This is a genomic window from Salegentibacter sp. BLCTC (assembly GCF_015143665.1).
GTDB lineage: Bacteria > Bacteroidota > Bacteroidia > Flavobacteriales > Flavobacteriaceae > Salegentibacter > Salegentibacter maritimus.
The window spans coordinates 20261-41109 of record NZ_WYEW01000003.1; the positions used below are offsets into that span (position 1 = coordinate 20261).

16 protein-coding genes are annotated in these 20849 nt (G+C 36.8%); 10 read left to right on the forward strand and 6 right to left on the reverse strand.

Annotated elements, in window-relative coordinates:
- Positions 1-3 precede the first annotated feature (3 nt).
- The 5 genes from GUB10_RS03390 (at position 4) to GUB10_RS03410 (ending at position 8209) form a co-directional block, all read left to right on the forward strand.
- Entirely contained in the window at positions 4-753 is a 750-nt protein-coding gene (locus GUB10_RS03390) for a GLPGLI family protein (RefSeq protein ID WP_193710040.1), read from the forward strand.
- Positions 754-832: 79 nt separating this feature from the next.
- Positions 833-3511: a carboxypeptidase-like regulatory domain-containing protein gene (locus tag GUB10_RS03395; RefSeq protein WP_227740297.1), complete on the forward strand. Its 2679-nt coding sequence runs from the start codon at positions 833-835 to the stop codon at positions 3509-3511.
- Positions 3512-3650: 139 nt separating this feature from the next.
- Complete coding sequence (gene ileS, locus GUB10_RS03400) at positions 3651-7052, forward strand: isoleucine--tRNA ligase (protein WP_193710041.1); 3402 nt, start codon at positions 3651-3653, stop codon at positions 7050-7052.
- Positions 7053-7056: 4 nt separating this feature from the next.
- Positions 7057-7440, forward strand: a complete 384-nt coding sequence (locus GUB10_RS03405) for a TraR/DksA C4-type zinc finger protein (protein ID WP_193710042.1) — start codon at positions 7057-7059, stop codon at positions 7438-7440.
- A gap of 154 nt (positions 7441-7594) precedes the next feature.
- Positions 7595-8209, forward strand: coding sequence for a lipoprotein signal peptidase (locus tag GUB10_RS03410; RefSeq protein ID WP_193710043.1), 615 nt, complete (start codon positions 7595-7597; stop codon positions 8207-8209).
- Between the two features lie 2 nt (positions 8210-8211).
- On the opposite strand, the gene GUB10_RS03415 is transcribed toward GUB10_RS03410, so the two are convergent.
- From GUB10_RS03415 to GUB10_RS03440, 6 genes are read right to left on the reverse strand one after another with little or no spacing between them, the layout of a single operon-like run.
- Positions 8212-8634: a response regulator gene (locus tag GUB10_RS03415; RefSeq protein ID WP_193710044.1), complete on the reverse strand. Its 423-nt coding sequence runs from the start codon at positions 8632-8634 to the stop codon at positions 8212-8214.
- Between the two features lie 18 nt (positions 8635-8652).
- The gene (locus GUB10_RS03420) at positions 8653-10101 is read right to left on the reverse strand and encodes a PAS domain-containing protein (RefSeq protein ID WP_193710045.1); all 1449 of its coding nucleotides are present in this window, start codon (positions 10099-10101) and stop codon (positions 8653-8655) included.
- A 48-nt stretch (positions 10102-10149) separates the two neighbouring features.
- Entirely contained in the window at positions 10150-10719 is a 570-nt protein-coding gene (locus GUB10_RS03425; RefSeq protein WP_193710046.1) for a 5-formyltetrahydrofolate cyclo-ligase, read from the reverse strand.
- The gene (locus tag GUB10_RS03430) at positions 10712-11692 is read right to left on the reverse strand and encodes a succinylglutamate desuccinylase/aspartoacylase family protein (protein ID WP_193710047.1); all 981 of its coding nucleotides are present in this window, start codon (positions 11690-11692) and stop codon (positions 10712-10714) included. Before GUB10_RS03430 ends, GUB10_RS03425 begins: the two co-directional genes overlap by 8 nt.
- Before the next feature lie 3 nt (positions 11693-11695).
- Positions 11696-12568: a 30S ribosomal protein S6--L-glutamate ligase gene (gene rimK, locus GUB10_RS03435; protein WP_193710048.1), complete on the reverse strand. Its 873-nt coding sequence runs from the start codon at positions 12566-12568 to the stop codon at positions 11696-11698.
- Positions 12565-12990 (reverse strand): RimK/LysX family protein, encoded by a 426-nt coding sequence (locus GUB10_RS03440; RefSeq protein WP_193710609.1) that lies wholly within the window; start codon positions 12988-12990, stop codon positions 12565-12567. Before GUB10_RS03440 ends, rimK begins: the two co-directional genes overlap by 4 nt.
- Positions 12991-13168: 178 nt before the next feature.
- Between GUB10_RS03440 and uvrC the strand changes: the two genes are divergently transcribed.
- The 5 genes from uvrC to GUB10_RS03465 all read left to right on the forward strand — a co-directional run bounded on the left by uvrC (position 13169) and on the right by GUB10_RS03465 (position 20849).
- Positions 13169-14971 (forward strand): excinuclease ABC subunit UvrC, encoded by a 1803-nt coding sequence (gene uvrC / locus GUB10_RS03445; RefSeq protein ID WP_193710049.1) that lies wholly within the window; start codon positions 13169-13171, stop codon positions 14969-14971.
- Positions 14972-14994: 23 nt separating this feature from the next.
- Positions 14995-17223, forward strand: a complete 2229-nt coding sequence (locus GUB10_RS03450; RefSeq protein ID WP_193710050.1) for a patatin-like phospholipase family protein — start codon at positions 14995-14997, stop codon at positions 17221-17223.
- Between the two features lie 192 nt (positions 17224-17415).
- Positions 17416-18573: a homogentisate 1,2-dioxygenase gene (locus GUB10_RS03455; RefSeq protein WP_193710051.1), complete on the forward strand. Its 1158-nt coding sequence runs from the start codon at positions 17416-17418 to the stop codon at positions 18571-18573.
- Positions 18574-18626: 53 nt separating this feature from the next.
- On the forward strand, positions 18627-19769 hold the full coding sequence (gene hppD / locus GUB10_RS03460) for a 4-hydroxyphenylpyruvate dioxygenase (protein WP_193710052.1): 1143 nt from the start codon (positions 18627-18629) through the stop codon (positions 19767-19769).
- Between the two features lie 300 nt (positions 19770-20069).
- The gene (locus GUB10_RS03465) at positions 20070-20849 is read left to right on the forward strand and encodes a DUF3108 domain-containing protein (RefSeq protein ID WP_193710053.1); all 780 of its coding nucleotides are present in this window, start codon (positions 20070-20072) and stop codon (positions 20847-20849) included.

Genomic DNA, 20849 nt, shown 5'->3' on the forward strand with positions numbered 1-20849 from the left:
ATTATGCTTTACTTTAATTTTAAAATATCAAAGAGGCTTTTAAAATATTCTTTTTTATTTCTTGTGCTACCCTTATGCTCCCAAAATATCCAATCGGTTAAAATTGAATATACAGTAAGCCTTTCTGAAGCTGAGAATACTACTATTCCTATAGAATACAGGAAAGAAGTACAAGCTAAAAACAATGCAATAGCTAATTTGGTTTTTGTTTTAGAAGCAGATAGAGATATTTCGAAATTTCAAGCTGTAGATAATATGCCAATAGACTCAGAGAGAGTAATGAGAGGAGCTAAGGCTGCTGTGGGAGGAGGGTTTGTCTATTTTAACGATAAAGATAAAAAAATAAAAACGGGAGATGTATTCGGGAAAAGGATGACTATCATTCAAAATAATGATCAATTTCAGGATTGGAATATAACTGATGTGAGTAAGAAGATACTAGGGTTTAATTGCTATAAAGCGAAAACGAGTTATAAGAGTTTTGATAAAAATGAAGATGAAATGCTTATAGAGGTAGAAGCCTGGTTCAGTCCCGAGATTCCTCTTTCTTCCGGGCCTTTTAATTATGATGGTCTTCCCGGTGTAATCCTTGAATTTTCCAAAAATCCTAAATATACTTTTAAAGCTAGCAAAATAGAGTTTAATTCAAATAATTTCGATTTAACTGAACCCAAAGCCAAAAAGACTATAGGTCAAAAACAATATGAGGAAAAGGTAAAGAAAGTTTTAAAGGATATTAGGGAGCGAGGATAGATATTTAATAAATCCAAAAATAGCTTAAACCAATTTTTGGTAACTCGATACGCTAGAAATCTTCTTAAATTATCAATTATTGAAACAATCTAAGCATTTATTATTCTTAGTAAGCTTATGGACTGTTATGGCAACCTGGGGGCAAAACCAGTTGACTGGCAAGGTCACAGATTCTCTAAATGAACCTCTATCTGGAGCAAACCTTATAGCAATTCCTGTAAATGATGCCCTTTCTATGGAATTCTCAATAACCGACGAGCGGGGGCGCTACCGTTTAAACCTTAAAAACGACAGTGTGTATGTACTTGAATTAAGTTATTTGGGTTACAAAAAAATCTCTGATACGTTGAGGCTTGCCAAAGACACTCCCAGGAATTTTAAAATGGAGTCCAGTAAAGAAAGCTTAGACGAAATCCTTATCAAACAAAAAATGGCCGTTTTGGTTAGGGAAGATACCATTACCTACAGGACCGAGGTGTTTAAAACCGGTGAGGAAAGAAAACTAAGGGAAGTACTTAAAAAACTGCCGGGTGTAGAAGTAGACCGTGAAGGAAATGTTACCGTAAATGGTAAAAAAGTAGATAAGCTTATGGTAGACGGCAAAACCTTCTTTACTGGAGATACTAAGTTAGCTGTAGAAAATATCCCGGCAGATGCTGTAGATGAAGTAGAGGTTCTGGATAACTACAGCGAAGTCCCATTTTTAAAAGGACTTGAAGACAGTGATAAAATGGCGATGAATATCAAGCTCTCTGAAGGAAAGAAAAAGTTTGTCTTTGGGGATATTGAGGCCGGTGGTGGCCCTGAAGAAAGATATGTGGTACATCCCACTCTTTTTTACTATAGTCCGAAAATTTCTGTAAATGTAATTGGTGACTTTAATAATATTGGAGAGCGCTCTTTCTCTATGCAGGATTATATAAATTTTGAAGGCGGCATTCTCGCCCTAATGGATAACCCCGGCGTATTAGATATTTATAACGATGATTTTGCCCGGTTTCTTAGAAACGATGATTTTGTTTATAGTAAGAATAAATTCGGGGCTTTCAATATCGTACAGCAAATCACCGATAATTTAGACGTAAATGCCTACACCATCGCTTCCAACAACAAGATGGAAATGCTGCAGGAAAATGATATCACTTATGTAAATAACAACGGTCTAGATGAATTTCGGGAAACCCGCACCAATAATAATTTATTCTTCTCCCTGAATAAATTGCAATTAAGTTTTGTGCCCAATGTTGAAGAAGACCTTACCTACGATGCTTTTGTAAAAACTTCCCGCGCAGATGGACTGGAACAAATTACTTCAGAAACCCCTCAAAACACAACTTTTGTGGATACTCAAAATGAACCAGATGCTATAGATTTTACCCAAAATTTAAAGTACAGCAAGCAGTTTTCTTATAAACACACCACAACGGCTACGGTAAATTATAAATTTAGTAAAGACAATAATCACCGGAACTGGTTTTTTAACCGGCCACTATTTAACGGGATTTTACCATTAGTAACCAAAGATGAAACATATGAACTCCTTCAAAATACTTCTTCCAGGCTAAACAAAGCAGCTTTAGAATTGAAGCATTACTGGGTTTTAAACAATACCAATCATATTTATCCTGTGGTGGGCGTAGATTTCTTAAATCAGCACTTCACCACCCTGGATGCACAGGTTTTAAATAGTGGCGAGGTAAACGATTTTACCGAAGCAGGCTTCAATAACGACCTGGATTTTAGGTTTATGGACCAATATTTCGGGTTTCAGTATAAAATGAAACTGGGAGATCTTATTATTAAACCGGGACTTTTCTATCATTTTTATATGTGGGATATTGATCAATTAGGCGAACAAATCACCAATAAAACCAAGCCGGTTTTACTTCCGGAATTTGAAGGGCAATATGAAATTCATAATTCAGAAAAACTTAAACTTAAATATAAGTTGAATTCTCGTTTTTCAGATGCTTCAACTTTCGCCAACAGGTTGCGCCTAACAAGTTTTAATAGGCTATACCAGGGGAATGAAGACCTGGAAAACCAGCTTTATCATTCTGCGTCCTTAAGCTATTATAAATTCAGTTTGTTTAAAGGTGTTTTTATCAATGCTAATTTTAATTATACCAATCGCCTGAAATCGGTACGGAATACTACCATAATTGAAGGAATTGACCAGATTACTACTGCAATTTATACCGATTTGCCTGAAGAAACCTTTAGTTTGAGTGGTTCTTTTTCCAAAAAGGTCAACGATTTTAAATTCACATTACAGACAAACGGTAATCTTTCTAATTACTCCCGAATTATCAATGAAGAAATCCTGGATTATGAATCAAAAAAATACGGGTATACTTTTAAAACAGAAACATCTTTCAAGGATCTACCCAATATAGAATTGGGAGTGGAACATCGATTTAATGAATTCGGCAACGATAATTTCAACAATAGCTTTGAGCAAATTAATCCCTATGCCATCCTGGAATACGATTTTTGGAATGCCTTTATTTTAAAAGCCGATTATCAGAATAATTATTACGAAAACCAGAATACAGGAGATATCAACCGTTTTGAAATAGGGAATTTCTCTTTATATTATAATAAGGAAGATAGCCCCTGGGGTTTTGAAATAGCCATAAATAATGCCTTTGATGTGCGCTATAGAAGAAATAATTCTTTTAGTCAGTTTATCATTAGAGACCAACGAATCTTTATTCATCCCCGAACTGCCTTATTGAAGATATCTTATAAACTTTAATTTATTATCATCCAAACCCCATAGGTTTCCAAAACCTGTGAGGTTTTTACTTTTCTTTTGAGTTAGCTTTTTCCGTTTTTCTGACCTACTCTTTTCTTAAAATTGATTATTTTCGCGATTCATTGGAAATTTTGAAAAAATGAGCAATAAGTTCCCTGAATATAAAGGACTTGACTTACCTAAAGTAGCAGAAGAAATTTTAAGTTACTGGAAGGAAAACGATATTTTTGAAAAGAGTGTTTCTACTCGGGAAGGCAAAGAGCCGTTTGTGTTTTTTGAAGGGCCGCCTTCGGCAAATGGACTTCCGGGAATTCACCATGTAATGGCGCGAGCTATTAAGGATATTTTTTGCCGATATAAAACTCAAAAGGGCTTTCAGGTAAAACGTAAAGCCGGTTGGGATACCCATGGTTTGCCTATAGAACTTGGGGTTGAAAAAGAATTAGGTATTACCAAAGAAGATATTGGTACCAAGATTTCTGTAGAAAAGTATAATGATGCATGTAAAAATGCGGTAATGCGTTACACCGATGTATGGAACGATCTTACCGAAAAAATAGGGTATTGGGTAGATATGGACGACCCATACATTACCTACAAATCTAAATATATGGAAACAGTTTGGTGGCTGCTTTCCGAAATTTATAAGAAAGACCTTATTTACAAGGGCTACACCATACAGCCATATTCACCAAAAGCAGGAACTGGCTTAAGTTCTCACGAGCTTAATCAGCCCGGGACTTACCAGGATGTGACCGATACTACGGTAACTGCCATGTTTAAAATTACAGATGCCTCTAAAGCTGCCGTAAAAAAAGAACTGGAAGAAGCATTTTTAATAGCCTGGACTACCACACCCTGGACTCTACCGTCTAACACGGCATTAACCGTAGGCCCTAAAATTGAATATGTTTCAGTAAAAACCTATAACCAGTACACCTTTAAGCCAATAACCATTTTGGTTGCGAAGGCACTGGCAAAGGCTCAATTCGATAAGAAATTTAAAGAAGTTGAAACCGAAGAAGAGCTAAAAACCTATACCGAAGGCGATAAAAAAATACCGTTTTTAATCGGGGAAACTATTTTAGGAAAAGATCTTGTAGGGATAAAATACGAGCAGTTATTGCCGTATGCTTTGCCCTCAGAAAATCCAGAAAATGCTTTCCGCGTTATTTCGGGGGATTTTGTGACTACAGAAGATGGTACCGGAATAGTACATACTGCGCCAACTTTTGGTGCAGACGATGCTCTGGTGGCCAGGCAGGCTAGTCCGCAGGTTCCGCCATTATTGGTAAAAGATGAGCATGGAAACCTGGTTCCCCTGGTAGATCTTCAGGGTAAATTTAGACCCGAAATGGGCGAATTTGCCGGTAAGTACGTAAAGAACGAATATTATGACGAAGGGCAGGCTCCGGAGAAATCTGTAGACGTTGAACTTGCTATTAAACTGAAAGAAGAAAATCGTGCTTTTAAAGTAGAAAAATACGTTCACAGCTATCCAAATTGCTGGAGAACCGATAAGCCTATACTTTATTATCCTTTAGATTCCTGGTTTATAAAAGTAACAGAATTTAAGGATCGCATGCACGAACTTAACACGGGTATAAACTGGAAACCAAAATCTACCGGCGAAGGTAGGTTTGGCAACTGGTTGGCCAATGCGAACGACTGGAATTTGTCCAGAAGTCGTTACTGGGGAATACCTTTGCCAATTTGGAGGATCGAAGAAGGTGACGAAGAAAAGATTATTGGGTCTATTGCCGAATTGAAAGAAGAAATGACAAAGGCTGTAGCAGCCGGATTTATGGAGAAGGATATTTTTGAAGCCTTTGAGCCCGGAAATATGAGTGAAGAAAACTACGATTTGGTAGATCTTCACAAGAATGTAGTAGACCAAATTACGTTAGTTTCAGACTCGGGGAAACCAATGAAACGTGAGGCCGATTTGATAGATGTTTGGTTTGATTCTGGTTCTATGCCCTATGCACAATGGCATTACCCGTTTGAGAATAAAGAAAAAGTAGAAGCAGGAGACCGCCAGGCCGATTTTATAGCCGAAGGGGTAGACCAAACCCGCGGATGGTTTTATACCCTACACGCAATTGCTACCATGATTTTTGATGATGTAGCCTATAAAAACGTAGTTTCTAACGGACTTGTCTTAGATAAAAACGGACAAAAAATGTCTAAACGTCTAGGAAATGCAGCAGATCCTTTTGAGACGCTTGCCGCATACGGGCCAGATGCCACCCGGTGGTATATGATCTCTAATGCTAATCCCTGGGATAATTTAAAATTTGATATTGAAGGAATTGCTGAGGTGCGACGTAAATTCTTCGGTACGCTCTATAACACCTATTCATTTTTTACTCTATATGCCAATATTGATGGCTTTACCTATAAAGAAGAAGATGTGCCTTTGGCAGAAAGGCCCGAGATAGACCGCTGGATTCTTTCAGAGTTACATACGCTTATTGAGAAGGTAGATAAATTTTATGCCGATTATGAACCTACCCGGGCTACCCGGGCAATTTCAGAATTTGTACAGGAAAACCTTAGTAATTGGTTTGTGCGCTTAAGTAGAAGAAGGTTCTGGAAAGGAGATTATCAGCAAGATAAAATTTCGGCATATCAAACTTTATATACCTGTTTAATTGAAGTAGCGAAACTAAGTGCACCTGTGGCTCCTTTCTTTATGGACAGACTTTACAAAGACTTAAACAATAGTACACATAAAGAGAACTTTGAATCGGTACATTTGGCTGAGTTTTCAAAGTATGATAATAAGTTTGTTGATAAATCTTTAGAGCGCAAAATGGAGAAGGCGCAAACTATTTCATCCCTGGTGCTTTCGCTTAGAAAAAAGGAGATGATAAAAGTACGCCAACCGCTTCAAAGGGTAATGATACCGGTACTTGACGAACAGCAACGTGAAGAAATTCAGGCAGTTGAAGATTTGATAAAATCTGAGGTTAATGTAAAAGAGTTGCAGCTTATAGACGATGCTTCAGGGCTATTAATTAAGCAGATAAAACCAAATTTTAAAGTGCTTGGCCCGAGGTTTGGTAAGGATATGAAGCTGATAGTCAATGAGATAAATAATTTAACATCTGAAGATATTGCAACCATAGAGCGAGAAGGGGAGATTGCTGTAAATCTTAACGGAGAAATGATTAAATTAGCTACAGAAGAAGTAGAGATTACTTCCCAGGATATTGAAGGTTGGTTAGTTGCAAGTAGTGGTAATATTACTGTAGCTTTAGACGTTAGTATTTCTGAAGAATTAAAAATGGAAGGTATTGCCAGGGAATTGGTGAACAGGATACAGAATATAAGAAAGGATTCTGGATTTGAGGTAACAGATACTATTGAAGTGACCCTACAAAGAGACGGTATAGTCGAGAATGCCGTTAACCAAAATATAACCTATATCAAAAATGAGACATTAACTGCAAGTCTCGAATTTGCAGAGGTAGTAAACGAGGGAGTCGAAGTGGCTTTTGATGACATTACTACTAAAATGTTGATTAAAAAACATTAGAATTATGGAAACTGAAGTAAAAGAGCGGTATAGCGACGCTGAGCTAGCGGAGTTTAAAGCCCTTATAAAAGGGAAAATTACCAAAGCACAGGAACAGTTAGAGATTTATCAAAATGCTTATAAAAATGATGGGAATAACGGTACAGATGATACTGCCCCTACTTTTAAAGCTTTTGAAGAGGGTAGTGAGACCATGAGTAAAGAGGCAAACTCGCAATTGGCTATTAGGCAGGAGAAGTTTATTCGTGATCTTAAAAACGCACTAAATCGTATTGAAAATAAAACCTATGGTATTTGTCGTGTAACCGGAAAATTAATCGCTAAAGAGCGTTTAAAGCTGGTGCCACACGCTACCTTGAGCATTGAAGCTAAAAATATGCAGAAATAACAACTTCTTGCATAGCAATTATACAGCATCCCTTGGCTTATGCTTGGGGATGTTTTATTTAATTATAAATCGGTTTTCTGTAAGCTGATTTATAACCGGTTAAAAACTAAATAAAAATAGTATTTTAGCGGCTTTATTTAATCTTATAGAGTTCATGTCCTTAAAAAAAGCGAGTATTATAATCGTTTTGGTACTTTTAATAGACCAAATTTCAAAATTTTATATTAAAACCAATTTTGCGCTTGGCGAGGAAGTGCCGGTTTTTGATTGGTTTAGGATTCTTTTTGTAGAAAATGAGGGTATGGCCTGGGGGACAAAAATTCCCGGCGAATATGGTAAGCTTTTTCTAACACTTTTTAGATTGGTGGCCGTTGTAGGTATTGGTTATTGGTTGTGGGACTCGGTTAGAAAAAATGGTTCCAGGATTTTAATTACCGCAATAGCCTTAATTTTTGCAGGGGCTATGGGTAATATTATAGACTCTGTTATATATGGTATTATCTTTAACGATAGTTACGGTCAGGTAGCCGAATTTATGCCGGCAGAGGGTGGCTACGGCACCTTATTTCATGGAAAGGTGGTAGATATGCTATACTTTCCCTTATGGCAGGGTAACCTGCCCGAATGGATTCCTTTTTGGGGAGGAAATTACTTTACATTTTTTGAGCCTGTATTTAACATAGCCGACACCGCCATTAGTGCCGGGGTAATATTGCTGCTGCTTTTTAATAAACGTGCTTTTCCAAAAGAAGAAGAAACAAAAAAATAAAGTTAAGCCGCAGCGTGGCCGTTACGGTGAAAAATTTTCTCGAATTTTTTTAGCTCTATAGGCTTGATTAAATAATCTGTAACCAGGTTAAAAGATTTTGCCCGTTCCAAATCCCTCGGATCTATAGAAGAGCTTACTACATAAAGGGTTATTTTTTTGTCAAAAATATTCTTGATTTTAATGAATTCATTTAAAAACTCCCAGCCATCCATGATAGGCATATTAATATCAAGAAAAATGATGTCGGGTAGTATTTCTTCGTTGGCATTTTCAAGTATAAGTTTGAAATGATCTAAAGCCTCTTTGCCATTTTTGAAAATAAGGAGATTATTTGATAGCTTTTTGATTTCAATAATCTTTTTAACCAGGTTTACGTATATTTTGTCATCGTCAATAATACACGCCAATTCTACTTTTTGCCCCATGAGAATTAGTGTTTAGTGTTAAAACTTAATTTTAAATGTAGTGCCTACATCTATAGTGCTGGTTACCGAGATTGAACCGCCAAGTGTTTCTACCTGGTTTTTAGTTATAAAAAGCCCAATACCTCGTGAATCCAGGTTCTCATGAAAGGTTTTATACATCCCAAACATCTTATCACCATATCGATCCAGGTCAATGCCCAACCCATTATCACTAATCTCCAAAAAAGGAGTTTCGTTTTTCATATAGGTTTGTATAAAAATCACCGGTTTTCTTCCAGGATGTTTATATTTTATAGCATTTGTGATTAAATTTAGTAAAATACTTTCAAGATATTCAGGGATATAGCTAATTTCTTTTAAGTTGTGAAATTCAGCTACGATTTTTGCATTTTCTCGATTTATTAGAGATGAGGTTGAAGCCATTACCCCACTTAATGCTTTTTCAAAGGATATAATTCTGCGTTCTTTTCGCAAAAGTGTTTGCTTGTTTACAATTTCATTTAATTGATTTATAGCCGAATCCAGATTTTCTGAAATATCTGTCACATTAGGAATTAACTCTACTTTGTCGGTATCGGTTTTCGCTTCTTTTAATAATTCTGCAATAAGGCATAAATTGCTGCTGTGGGAGCGTAAACTATGGGAAACTATATGTGCAAAATTAAATAGCCTCGAATTTTGGGTGGCTATGATATCCAGGGAATTTTGTAAGTTAAGTTCATTGATCTTTTGTTTATTGATGTCCTGAAAAACGCCCCTGATTCCTATAATTTTTTGTTCTTCGTTATAAACCGGTTTTCCTGTGGCGCATATCCAAAAATCCTTATGATAGAGGTTTCGCATTTTTAATTCCAGTTTAAACGGAATTCCATATTTCTCGCATTTCTCAAAAGCCGACATTACGGTTGCATGCTCCTGGGGTGCGTAGAACTTAAAATGTTCTTCATAGGGGGGCTGATAATCAAGGGGGCAGTCAATAATTTTTTTGGTAACATTATCCCAATAAATATTGCGATTTACGATGTCTATATACCATCCCCCGGTATTGGTCATTTGTGCGGTTTCATGGTAATAGAAAAAGTTTTCTTCAATGGTATATTGGTCGCGCTTGCTTTGGTGTATGTTTACAAACAGCAACACAGCGGTTTTCCTATTATTGTCTTTGTTTAAAAGGTTTCGGCATTCAAACCAACGATATTTACCATTGCTAAGTTTTAGTTTAACTTCAATGCTAAAGGCTTCATTCTCTTCGGTTAGCTTTTCAAAATAAATTCTGAAATCGTAACGATAGTCGCTATGTAAAATTTCTTTTAGAAAATAATCAAAATTAGATTCAGAGAGTTCTGGTTTCCCAACCAGCGTGTTAAAATGTTCTGACCAGCTTACCTCTTTGTTCAGAAGATTAATCTTCCAGTAAGCAATATCAAAATCTTCAAGAATACTGTTTAATTGAATGTCGTTTAACATTAAAGAAACAAGAGTTTTGTTAAAAATAACATAAAACTTCTTAATTCCCTAATTTTTAAAGCTATATATCTTATTTGGTGTAACGCAATAATCTAGTGGTACATCGCTGTTGAATACTTCTTTAAATTCGGGCTCGGCTTTAAAAAATGAGAGCCCAATTTTTAGTACATCTGGTTTACACTCCTTAAGAAAATTGTCGTAAAATCCCTTACCATAACCAATACGGTGCCCTGTTTCATCAAATGCCAGTAATGGCACAAAAACCACATCAAGCTGGTTTGGGGCAATGGCAATACCTCCCTCGGGTTCTGGGATATTCCATTTATTTTTCTTTATTACACTATTGTCGGTTAGTAAAAAATGATCTAATGTATGCTCCTGAATATTGGTTTTAGACAGCACCACATTTTTGTCTTTGCCTTGCAGAATATGTAAAATATATTCGGTAGCAATTTCTTTTTGTTCGGCTATACTAAGAAAAAGATGATAAAATTCTTTTTGCCAAATGGGTAGCTGTAAAAGGTTGTTGGCTATTTCCAGGCTTAATTCCTCTATTTTTTCTTCAGAAAGCCCTAGGCGTAAGTTTTTGTATTTCTTTCGGAGTGCTGTTTTATTCATCTTTAGTTGGGGCTGAAATATGAAAAATAGCATCGCCCTGGTATACAATAGGCGATTCGTTTATATTGATTACGTAGCCGGTATTAACGGCTTTTATTTTATGCCTAAATTTACCATAGGGGTCGGTAATGGTTCCAATATATTCACCTTTTTCTACATGTTTCCCGCAAGGAATTTTTATATGTAATAATCCGCTGTATTTGGCGCGCATCCAAATACTGTTTTCAATAACCACGGTATCGCCAATGGGATCTGGATATTCGAATTTTGGCTGTAACATTTCTAAAAAACTCAAAATACGCATCACCCCTTCTACTCCAAATTTTGCGATTTCTTTATTGCTGTCTCTAGATTTTCCGCCCTCAAATAGGAGTACAGGAATTCCTTTTTTGGAACAGGTTTCACGATAGGATTTTGTGATTGTTTTAGAGTGAATGGTAAATGGAGCGCTAAAAATACGGGCATATTTAATGCTTTGTTCATCCCCACGCTTTACCCTTATTTGTGGGGCATTAAATCTGCTGGCACCTCCGGTATGAAAATCTAAACAGAAGTTGGCCAGGGGGAGTATATTTTTAACAAATTGAAATGCAAAACGGCTGGCCAGCGATCCATTTTTTGTTCCGGGAAACATTCGGTTTAAGTCGCGCCCATCGGGAAATTCTCTACGTAAATTTAAAAATCCAAAAATGTTGACTACGGGAATACAAATAATAGTCCCTTTTTGAGGTTTGTTGATTCCTTTAGAAATAATTTGCCGAACAATTTCTACCCCGTTAATCTCATCGCCGTGAATTCCGGCGGTAATGAGTACCACAGGTCCCGGCTTCTTAGAGCGTTCAATAATTACCGGAACTTCTACCGAGGTTGTCGTGTAGAGTTTGGCCATGTTGAAGTTGATCGTGGCACTTTTTCCGGGTTTTACTTTTTCGCCCAGGATTTCCAGGACATTATCACAGGTTATTCTTGCCATCTACTAAACGTTCCGTTCTATATATCTTATAATAGATTTAGCGATATCTTTCCCGGTGGCTCTTTCAATACCTTCCAGTCCTGGAGAAGAATTAACCTCAAGAATTAATGGGCCGCGGGCACTTTGAAGCATATCTACTCCGGCAACACCAAGTCCCATGGCTTTAGTAGCTTTTACGGCTGCTATTTCTTCTTCGTCGGTAAGTTCTACTACCTCTGCGCTTCCACCACGGTGTAAATTAGATCTAAATTCTCCATCTTTACCCTGTCTTTTCATAGCACCTATTACGTGGCCATCTACCACAAAGGCCCTAATATCTGCGCCTTTTGCTTCTTTGATGAACTCCTGAACAATTACACGAGCTTGTAAGCCATTAAAAGCTTCAATAACAGATTCTGCAGCATTTTTGGTTTCTGCCAAAACTACACCTACTCCCTGGGTTCCTTCCAGTAGTTTTATAACCAAAGGTGTGCCGCCTACTTGCTTTATAACCCCCGAAACATCTCTGGAGTAGTTGGTGAAAACCGTTTTTGGAAGTCCAATTTTAGCTCTGGAAAGCACTTGTAGGCTGCGCAATTTATCGCGACTTCTAATAAGAGATTCCGATTCGGTGGTGGTAAAGGCCCCCATCATCTCAAACTGGCGTACTACTGCGGTTCCATAAAAAGTGACCGAAGCCCCAATTCGTGGTATTACCGCGTCTACGTCTTCTATATAGGCTCCTTTGTAATATATATTGGGTTTGCGCTTTTCAATTACGATATCGCATTTTAGCGGATCTACTACTTCTACTTCGTGTTTACGTTTGGTAGCTGCTTCCACTAGTCGTTTGGTAGAGTAAAGATGGCTATTACGCGAAAGGATTTTTATTTTCATTGTTGTTTAAGATTGTAAGAAACGTCAGTTAATTCGGTATCTACTATGAATTTTTTGGTAAGGAATTTTCGGCCAATTAATACTGGAAACCTCATTTCCTGTCGTGAGGACAAAGAAAGTGAAATTTTGTAGACCTTATTAAAAATTTTAATAGTAGAGTTTATTTGATATCTTTTTTGAATCATGCCGTTGCTACTGCGCACAAAAACAATATCATAATCGGTAAAAGTAAATTTTTTTCCATTGTAGAGAGGATGTTCTTCATCCAGGAACATACATTCTAAAACCCCATCTTTCTCAAGGATATTCTCGCAATGAATTGATGAAGTATAAGCCCCTGTGTCAATTTTAATAGCGATATCTTCCAGGTGCAAAGCAGGGAAGTCTGCCTTGTCGAAACGCCCAATTACTGTCTTCTCCATACTGCAAGTTAGTAAAATACCCATGCAATCTTTTTATAGAAATTATAAAATTTATGGCTTTACCTTTTTAAATAAGTATATCGGGCAGGTTTCTTTGATTTTTATTTAATATAAATTTAACAATTGTAGGTGGCCGTAATTTTTAGAGCTACCCATAATAAATTCTACCTTTGGGAAGATGGAAACGCCTGCTTTAGAAGTACAATTACAAACCTTGCCCAGTAGTCCTGGTGTTTATCAATATTACGATAAAAACCAAAAAATTCTTTATGTAGGGAAGGCTAAAAACCTAAAAAAAAGAGTAACCTCTTATTTTACCAAGCGTCACGATAGTCATCGTATTGGGGTAATGGTAAAAAAGATAAAGGAGATAAAGCATATTGTGGTTGAATCTGAAACCGATGCTTTGCTCTTGGAAAACAATCTTATAAAAAAGCATCAGCCACGGTTTAACGTGATGCTTAAAGACGATAAAACCTATCCGTGGATTTGTATTAAAAATGAGCGATTCCCAAGAGTTTTTCCAACCCGAAAATTGGTAAAGGACGGCAGCGAATATTATGGGCCATTTACTAGCTTTAAAACGGTAAATACATTACTGGACCTTATTAAGGGTTTGTATAAGCTTAGAACCTGCAATTACGATCTCTCTGAAGAGAAAATAAGAAACGGAAAGTATAAAGTTTGTCTTGAATATCATTTGGGGAACTGTAAGGGCCCTTGTGAGGCAAAACAGCCTGAGGCCGAATATAACAGTAACATTGAGGCAATTAGGCAGATTGTAAAAGGTAATTTTAAAGAATCTTTGCAACAATTTAGGGAGCAAATGAAGCAGCACGCTGAAAAGATGGAGTTTGAAGATGCCCAGCGCATTAAAAACAAAATTGATGTGCTGGAGAATTACCAGGCAAAATCTACAGTGGTAAATCCAAAAATTACGAATGTAGATGTATTTTCTATAGTTTCAGATGAAGGTTATGGTTATGTGAATTTTCTTCAGCTTTCCCATGGGGCAATTATTAGGTCGCATACCATAGAAATGAAGAAAAAACTCGATGAAACCGATGAGGAGTTACTGGAATTGGCAATTACCGAAATACGGCAGCGTTTTAGCTCTAAATCAAAAGAAATCTATGTTCCTTTTAAAGTTGATGCAGGAGAAGATGTAAAAGTCACCATCCCAAAACTGGGCGATAAAAAGAAAATCGTAGAATTATCGCAGCGAAATGCCAAGTATTACCGCCAGGAGCGCTTTAAACAGATGAAGATTGTAGATCCAGATAGGCATGTGAAGCGCATTATGGCACAAATGAAAGAGGATCTTCGGCTTCAGGTAGCGCCCACTCATATAGAATGTTTTGATAATTCCAACATACAGGGAACAAATCCCGTAGCCGCCTGTGTGGTTTTTAAAAATGGAAAACCAAGTAAAAAAGATTATCGTAAATTTAATATTAAAACCGTAGAGGGCCCCGATGATTTCGCATCTATGGAAGAGGTAGTCTTTAGGCGCTATAAACGTTTGTTGAATGAAGGCGAGGATTTGCCCCAGTTAATTATTGTTGATGGTGGCAAAGGCCAGCTTTCTTCTGGGGTAAAAGCCCTGGAAGCTTTAGGGCTGCGTGGAAAAATTGCTATTATTGGTATTGCGAAACGTTTGGAAGAGATTTTTTATCCGGGAGATAGTATTCCTCTTTATTTAGACAAGAAATCTGAAACCCTAAAGATTATTCAACAGTTGCGTAATGAGGCGCATAGGTTTGGAATTACTTTTCATCGTAACAAAAGAAGTAAAAGTGCGTTAAATACAGAGTTGGAAGAGATAAGCGGAATCGGTGAAAAGACAGTGATAGAATTACTGAAACAATTTAGATCGGTAAAACGAATAAAAGAAGCCTCAGAGAAAGAACTGGCCGAAGTTATTGGGGTTTCTAAAGCCGCGATTATCTACAAGTATTATAAGTCTAAAAAAGAAACTTAATAAGCTTTTAAAATTATAGATAGATGAAAAAACTACTGCTTTTAATTTTTCTGCTTTTAGCCCTTCCTGGTTTTGCCCAGGATGAGGAAGATTTAAAAGTTGGTTTGGTTTTAAGTGGTGGTGGTGCAAAAGGCCTTGCTCATATTGGAGCTCTAAAAGTTATAGAAGAAGCTGGAATTAGAATAGATTATATAGGCGGGAGTAGTATGGGGGCTATTGTTGGGGGGCTTTATGCTTCAGGGTATACCGCGCAACAATTAGATTCTATATTTCATGAGACCAATTTCAATATCCTAATCCAGGATAATATTCCGCGTAGCGCTAAATCTTTTTATGAAAAAGAAGATTCCGAAAAATACGCACTAAGCCTCCCTTTTGATAATTTTAAAATAGGTTTACCATCGGGGCTTTCGCGAGGGCAAAATATTTACAATTTAATGTCCCAACTCACAATGCATTTAGGAAATGTAGACGATTTTAGCAAATTGCCTATTCCGTTTTTCTGTATAGCTGCAGATGTGGAAACCGGGGAGGAAGTGATTTTAGATGAAGGTTCTTTTGCGCAAGCTGTTTCTGCGAGCGGTGCCATCCCTTCTGTTTTTAGTCCCGTAAAAATAGATGGAAAATTGTTGATAGATGGTGGGGTAGCGAATAATTACCCGGTAGAAGAACTTAGAAAAAGAGGGGCAGAAGTAATTATTGGAGTAGATGTGCAGGATAGTTTGGTAGATAGGGAAGAATTAAGTAGTGCGTTTGATATCCTTACCCAAATTAGCAACTTTCGTACTATAAACGATATGAAAGAGAAAATTCCCAAAACCGATATTTATATTAAACCCGATATAAGTCCGTTTTCGGTAATGTCTTTCGAAAAAGGGAAGGCAATTATAGATACCGGTGAGGTTGCTGCTTTAAAAAGAGTAGACGAACTTAAAAAGTTGGCAGAACGGCAAAGCCTTAAACGCCAGAATGTAAAGATTTCTGCTATAGATATTTTTCAAATAAGCACCTTAACCCTGGAGGGGAATAATGCCTACCCGCGTTCGTATATTATGGGGAAATTACGACTTAATTATTTTACAGATTTCACCCTTAAAGACTTAAATAGTGGGATTAATAACCTCTCGGCTTCCGGGAATTTTAATAGGATTAATTATCGGTTAATTCCTAATAACGACGATGGGCTTTATACGCTGGCCATGAAGATGGAAGAGAGTGAAAATAAAAGTCTTTTGCGTTTGGGGTTACATTATGATGAACTATATAATATTGGGGCCTTAATTAATTATACCCGCAAAAGTTTACTGTTTTCAAATGATGTTGCCTCCCTGGATCTGGTGGTTGGTGACCAATTTAGATATAATTTCGACTATTACATAGACAAAGGTTTTTATTGGAGCATAGGGATAAAATCACGGTATAATAAATTTGAACATCCGGTTTCTTTTGATTTTGCCAGGGAAAACGCCCAATTGGAAGATATTGGTATAAACAGGATAGATGTAGATTACCGTGACTTTACAAACCAAATATATGTGGAGACTTTGTTTAAACAGGTTTTTTCATTTGGTCTGGGGGCAGAGCATAAGTACCTGAAAATTGCATCTGAGACTTTAGTAGACCCCGACACTGCTCTTAATGAACAAACCTTATTCGAAAACAGTCATTTTTATAGTGTTTTTGGGTATTTAAAATATGATTCTTACGATAACAAATACTTTCCTTCCAGGGGAGTTTATTTTGATGGAGACTTTCACGTATATCTGTTTTCATCAGATTATAATAATGATTTTGCCGAATTTTCGATAGCTAAGGGGACTTTAGGATATGCCTTCTCTCCTTTTAATAAATTTTCAACCAGAATAGTGACTGAAGCAGGGTTTAAAATAGGAAATAATGGGGGTAACACACTTGATTTTTCCCTGGGTGGCTACGGAAATAACCTTATCAATAATTTTGTTCCGTTTTACGGATATGATTTTATAAGTCTTTCGGGTGATAGTTATATTAAAGGCCTCCTGGAGTTTGATTATGAAATTTTCAGAAAAAATCATGTGATTTTAGGCGCTAATATTGCCAATATAGGTAACAAGTTGTACTCTTCCGGAAACTGGTTTACCGCTCCAGATTATACGGGTTATGCATTAGGTTATGGTATAGATACTTTTGTGGGGCCTCTGGAGTTAAAATATACGTACTCGCCCGAAATTAAAGCTAGTGAATGGTTTTTTAGTCTTGGCTTCTGGTTTTAATAAGATCCCTATAAGGATTTAATGCCTTTTTGCTGAAAATATTTTAAATTCTACAATCCTGTTTTTAGAGATGTTTTAAGAATGTTTCTTTAAAAATTCCCGATATTTGTTTTAAGGTAAAATTATGCCGAAAAAAATAACAAATTCTCAATATTCTTTTAGAAATTGCGATTTAAATAAAAATATCAAATTATGCCTTTTTATCACAAACTCGGTAAAATTCCTCATAAACGCCATACGGTTTTTAAAAAGCCCGACGGAAGTCTTTATTACGAGCAGCTTTTTGGTACTATTGGTTTTGACGGCATGTCTTCTAATCTTTACCATGAGCACCGCCCTACCCAGGTAAAAGAAGTAAAAGGGAGTTATAGTGTAAAACCAAAAATAGCTGTAGGCAACAATATAAAGTCTTATCGCTTTAAGGGGTTTCAGGTAAAGCCTAATCCAGACTATCTTGAAAGCCGAAAAGTGGTTCTTACTAACAGCGATGTAGATATTGCTTTGGCTTCTCCACAAGGATCTACAAAAGACTATTTTTATAAAAATGCCGACTCAGATGAATTGCTATTTGTCCATAAAGGAACAGGTAAATTAAGAACCCACCTTGGTAATCTTGATTTTAAATATGGCGATTACCTGTTAATCCCAAGGGGGACTATTTATAAAATAGATTTTGATGACGAAGATAATCGCTTGTTTATTGTTGAGTCCAGAAGGCCAATCTATACGCCAAAACGCTATAGAAACTGGTTTGGGCAACTTTTAGAGCACTCGCCTTTTTGTGAGCGCGATTTAAGGCAACCTCATGAGTTGGAGACCAATAATGAGAAAGGCGATTTTATTATAAAAGTGAAAAAGCAGGGCGAAATATTCGATATGGTTTATGCTACCCATCCATTTGATGTGGTGGGCTACGATGGGTATAATTATCCTTATGCTTTTTCTATTCACGATTTTGAACCCATAACCGGTAGGATTCATCAGCCGCCACCGGTGCACCAAACTTTTGAAACCGATGCTTTTGTAGTTTGCAGTTTTTGCCCGCGTAAGTATGATTATCATCCAGAAAGTATACCGGCACCATATAGTCACAGTAACATAGATAGCGATGAGGTGCTTTATTATGTAGATGGCGATTTTATGAGTAGAAACGATATTGAGGCAGGGCATATCTCTTTGCATCCGGCGGGAATTCCACATGGGCCTCACCCTGGAGCTGTAGAACGAAGTATTGGGCAGGTAGAAACCGAAGAGTTGGCGGTAATGGTAGATACCTTCAAGCCGCTTATGCTTACCGAAGATGCTATGGAGATAGCCGATGAAACCTATTATAAATCCTGGTTAGAATAATGGGTGTAGATTTTAAATAACAAAAAATTGAAAACAGCATTAAAACTTTAAAAATGACAACCGATAACACATCATTAAAATTAGAAAAGGTAATGCAGGATGCTGAAGATTTTCTTCCAATCCTGGGAACAGATTTTGTTGAACTTTATGTGGGTAATGCCAAGCAGGCGGCTTATTATTATCAGCACGCCTGGGGTTTTCAGCCGGTAGCTTATTCTGGTCTGGAAACAGGTAGAAAAGATAGTGTTTCTTATGTGCTACAACAAGGTAAAATTAGAATTGTGCTCACCTCTCCCTTACAGCCAGATGGCAATATAAATGCCCATATCAATAAGCATGGTGATGGTGTGAAAATGGTGGCGCTTTGGGTAGATGACGCTAAAAAGAGTTATGAAGAGACTACAAAACGTGGAGCAAAGTCTTATGTAGCTCCTTATGAAATGGAAGATGAGCATGGAAAAGCTGTAATTTCCGGAATTCATACCTATGGGGAGACCATTCACTTATTTGTTGAGCGAAAAGATTATGAAGGTCCTTTTTTACCGGGCTATAAGGCTTATGCTACGAAAGCAGAAGCAAAAGATACGGGCTTAAATTATATAGACCATATGGTTGGAAATGTAGGCTGGAACGAGATGAATAAATGGGTAGATTTTTATGCTAAAGTAATGGGCTTTGCGCAAATGGTCTCTTTTGATGATAAAGATATTTCTACAGATTATACGGCCTTAATGAGCAAGGTGATGAGTAATGGGAATGGTAGGATTAAATTTCCGATAAACGAACCTGCTGAAGGAAAGAAAAAATCCCAAATTGAAGAATATATAGATTTTTACCACGGGGCAGGTGTGCAGCATATTGCGCTTGCAACAGATAATATTATTGAAACAGTAACCCAGCTTAGAGATCGTGGTGTGGAATTTTTATATGTTCCAGACACGTATTACGACACTTTGTTAGACAGGGTTGGTGAAATTGATGAAGATCTTGAACCCTTAAAAGACTTAGGGGTATTGGTAGATAGGGATGATGAGGGTTATCTTTTGCAAATTTTCACCAAGCCTGTTTTAGATCGTCCAACTATGTTTTTTGAGATTATTCAGCGAAAAGGAGCTCAATCTTTCGGAAAAGGCAACTTTAAAGCTTTATTTGAAGCGATAGAAAGGGAGCAGGATTTGCGAGGAACTTTGCGATAATCACAAAAAATGGAAGTAAATTATTGTTTTGTGTTAAAAATAAATACCTTCTAAAAGTTTTGTGTTAAACTTGATTTTATTGTTGCTAATACTCTACTAAATGTGGAATTTTGCGCTCGCATTTTTGGAGTGGTTACCAATAATGTAATAAATTTTTTTCATAATTTAAGTTTTAGTTGGTTAATAAGACAAAAACCCCTTCATTAATTTGATGGGGTTTTTTGTTTTAATACATTTGGAATAGAAATTGTAAATATACTTAGCCTAATCAATCTGAAATTCAGTATTTAAAAATTTGGTATGAAAAAAAGTCTATTTACAATTTTTCTCTTTCTTATTACAGGCTTTGTACTTCAGGCGCAACCACAAACGGCATTTGGTGCCGGAGAATGGTTTAAGTTTCGTATACATTATGGTCCTTTCAACGCAAGTTATGCTACATTAGAGGTAGATGAAACCAGGATAAAGGGAGAATCTGTCTATCATATAAAAGGTAGGGGGAAGTCTACCGGTTTGTTGCATTGGTTTTTTAAAGTAGATGACGATTACCAAACTTTTATAGATAAGCAAGATGGGAAACCTTATAAGTTTATCCGTAAAATTGATGAAGGTGGTTATACAAAAGACCTGGAAATAGACTTTAATCATAGCGATAATAAGGCCTATGTTTTTGATAGAAAGCATAATGAGCATCACACATACACTACCAAGCCAAATGTGCACGATATGTTATCGGCATTTTATTATATTCGCAACAATATTAAGAACGACGAGCTTAGGCCCGGAGATGAAATGCGACTCAATCTTTTTATAGATGATGAGAATATGGATTTCAAATTGAAATTTCTTGGTAGGGAGGTGATTAGAACCAAGTTTGGGAAAGTTGCTACTTTAAAGTTTAGACCTTATGTAATGGCCGGAAGGGTTTTTAAAGAGAAAGAAAGCCTTACTTTTTGGGTAAGTGACGATGCAAATAGGCTTCCTCTTAAAATAGAAGCAAATCTTGCGGTTGGTTCCCTCGATGCCGATTTAGATGCATACAAAGGTTTAAAGCATCCGTTTAAAATAATTATGAAATAG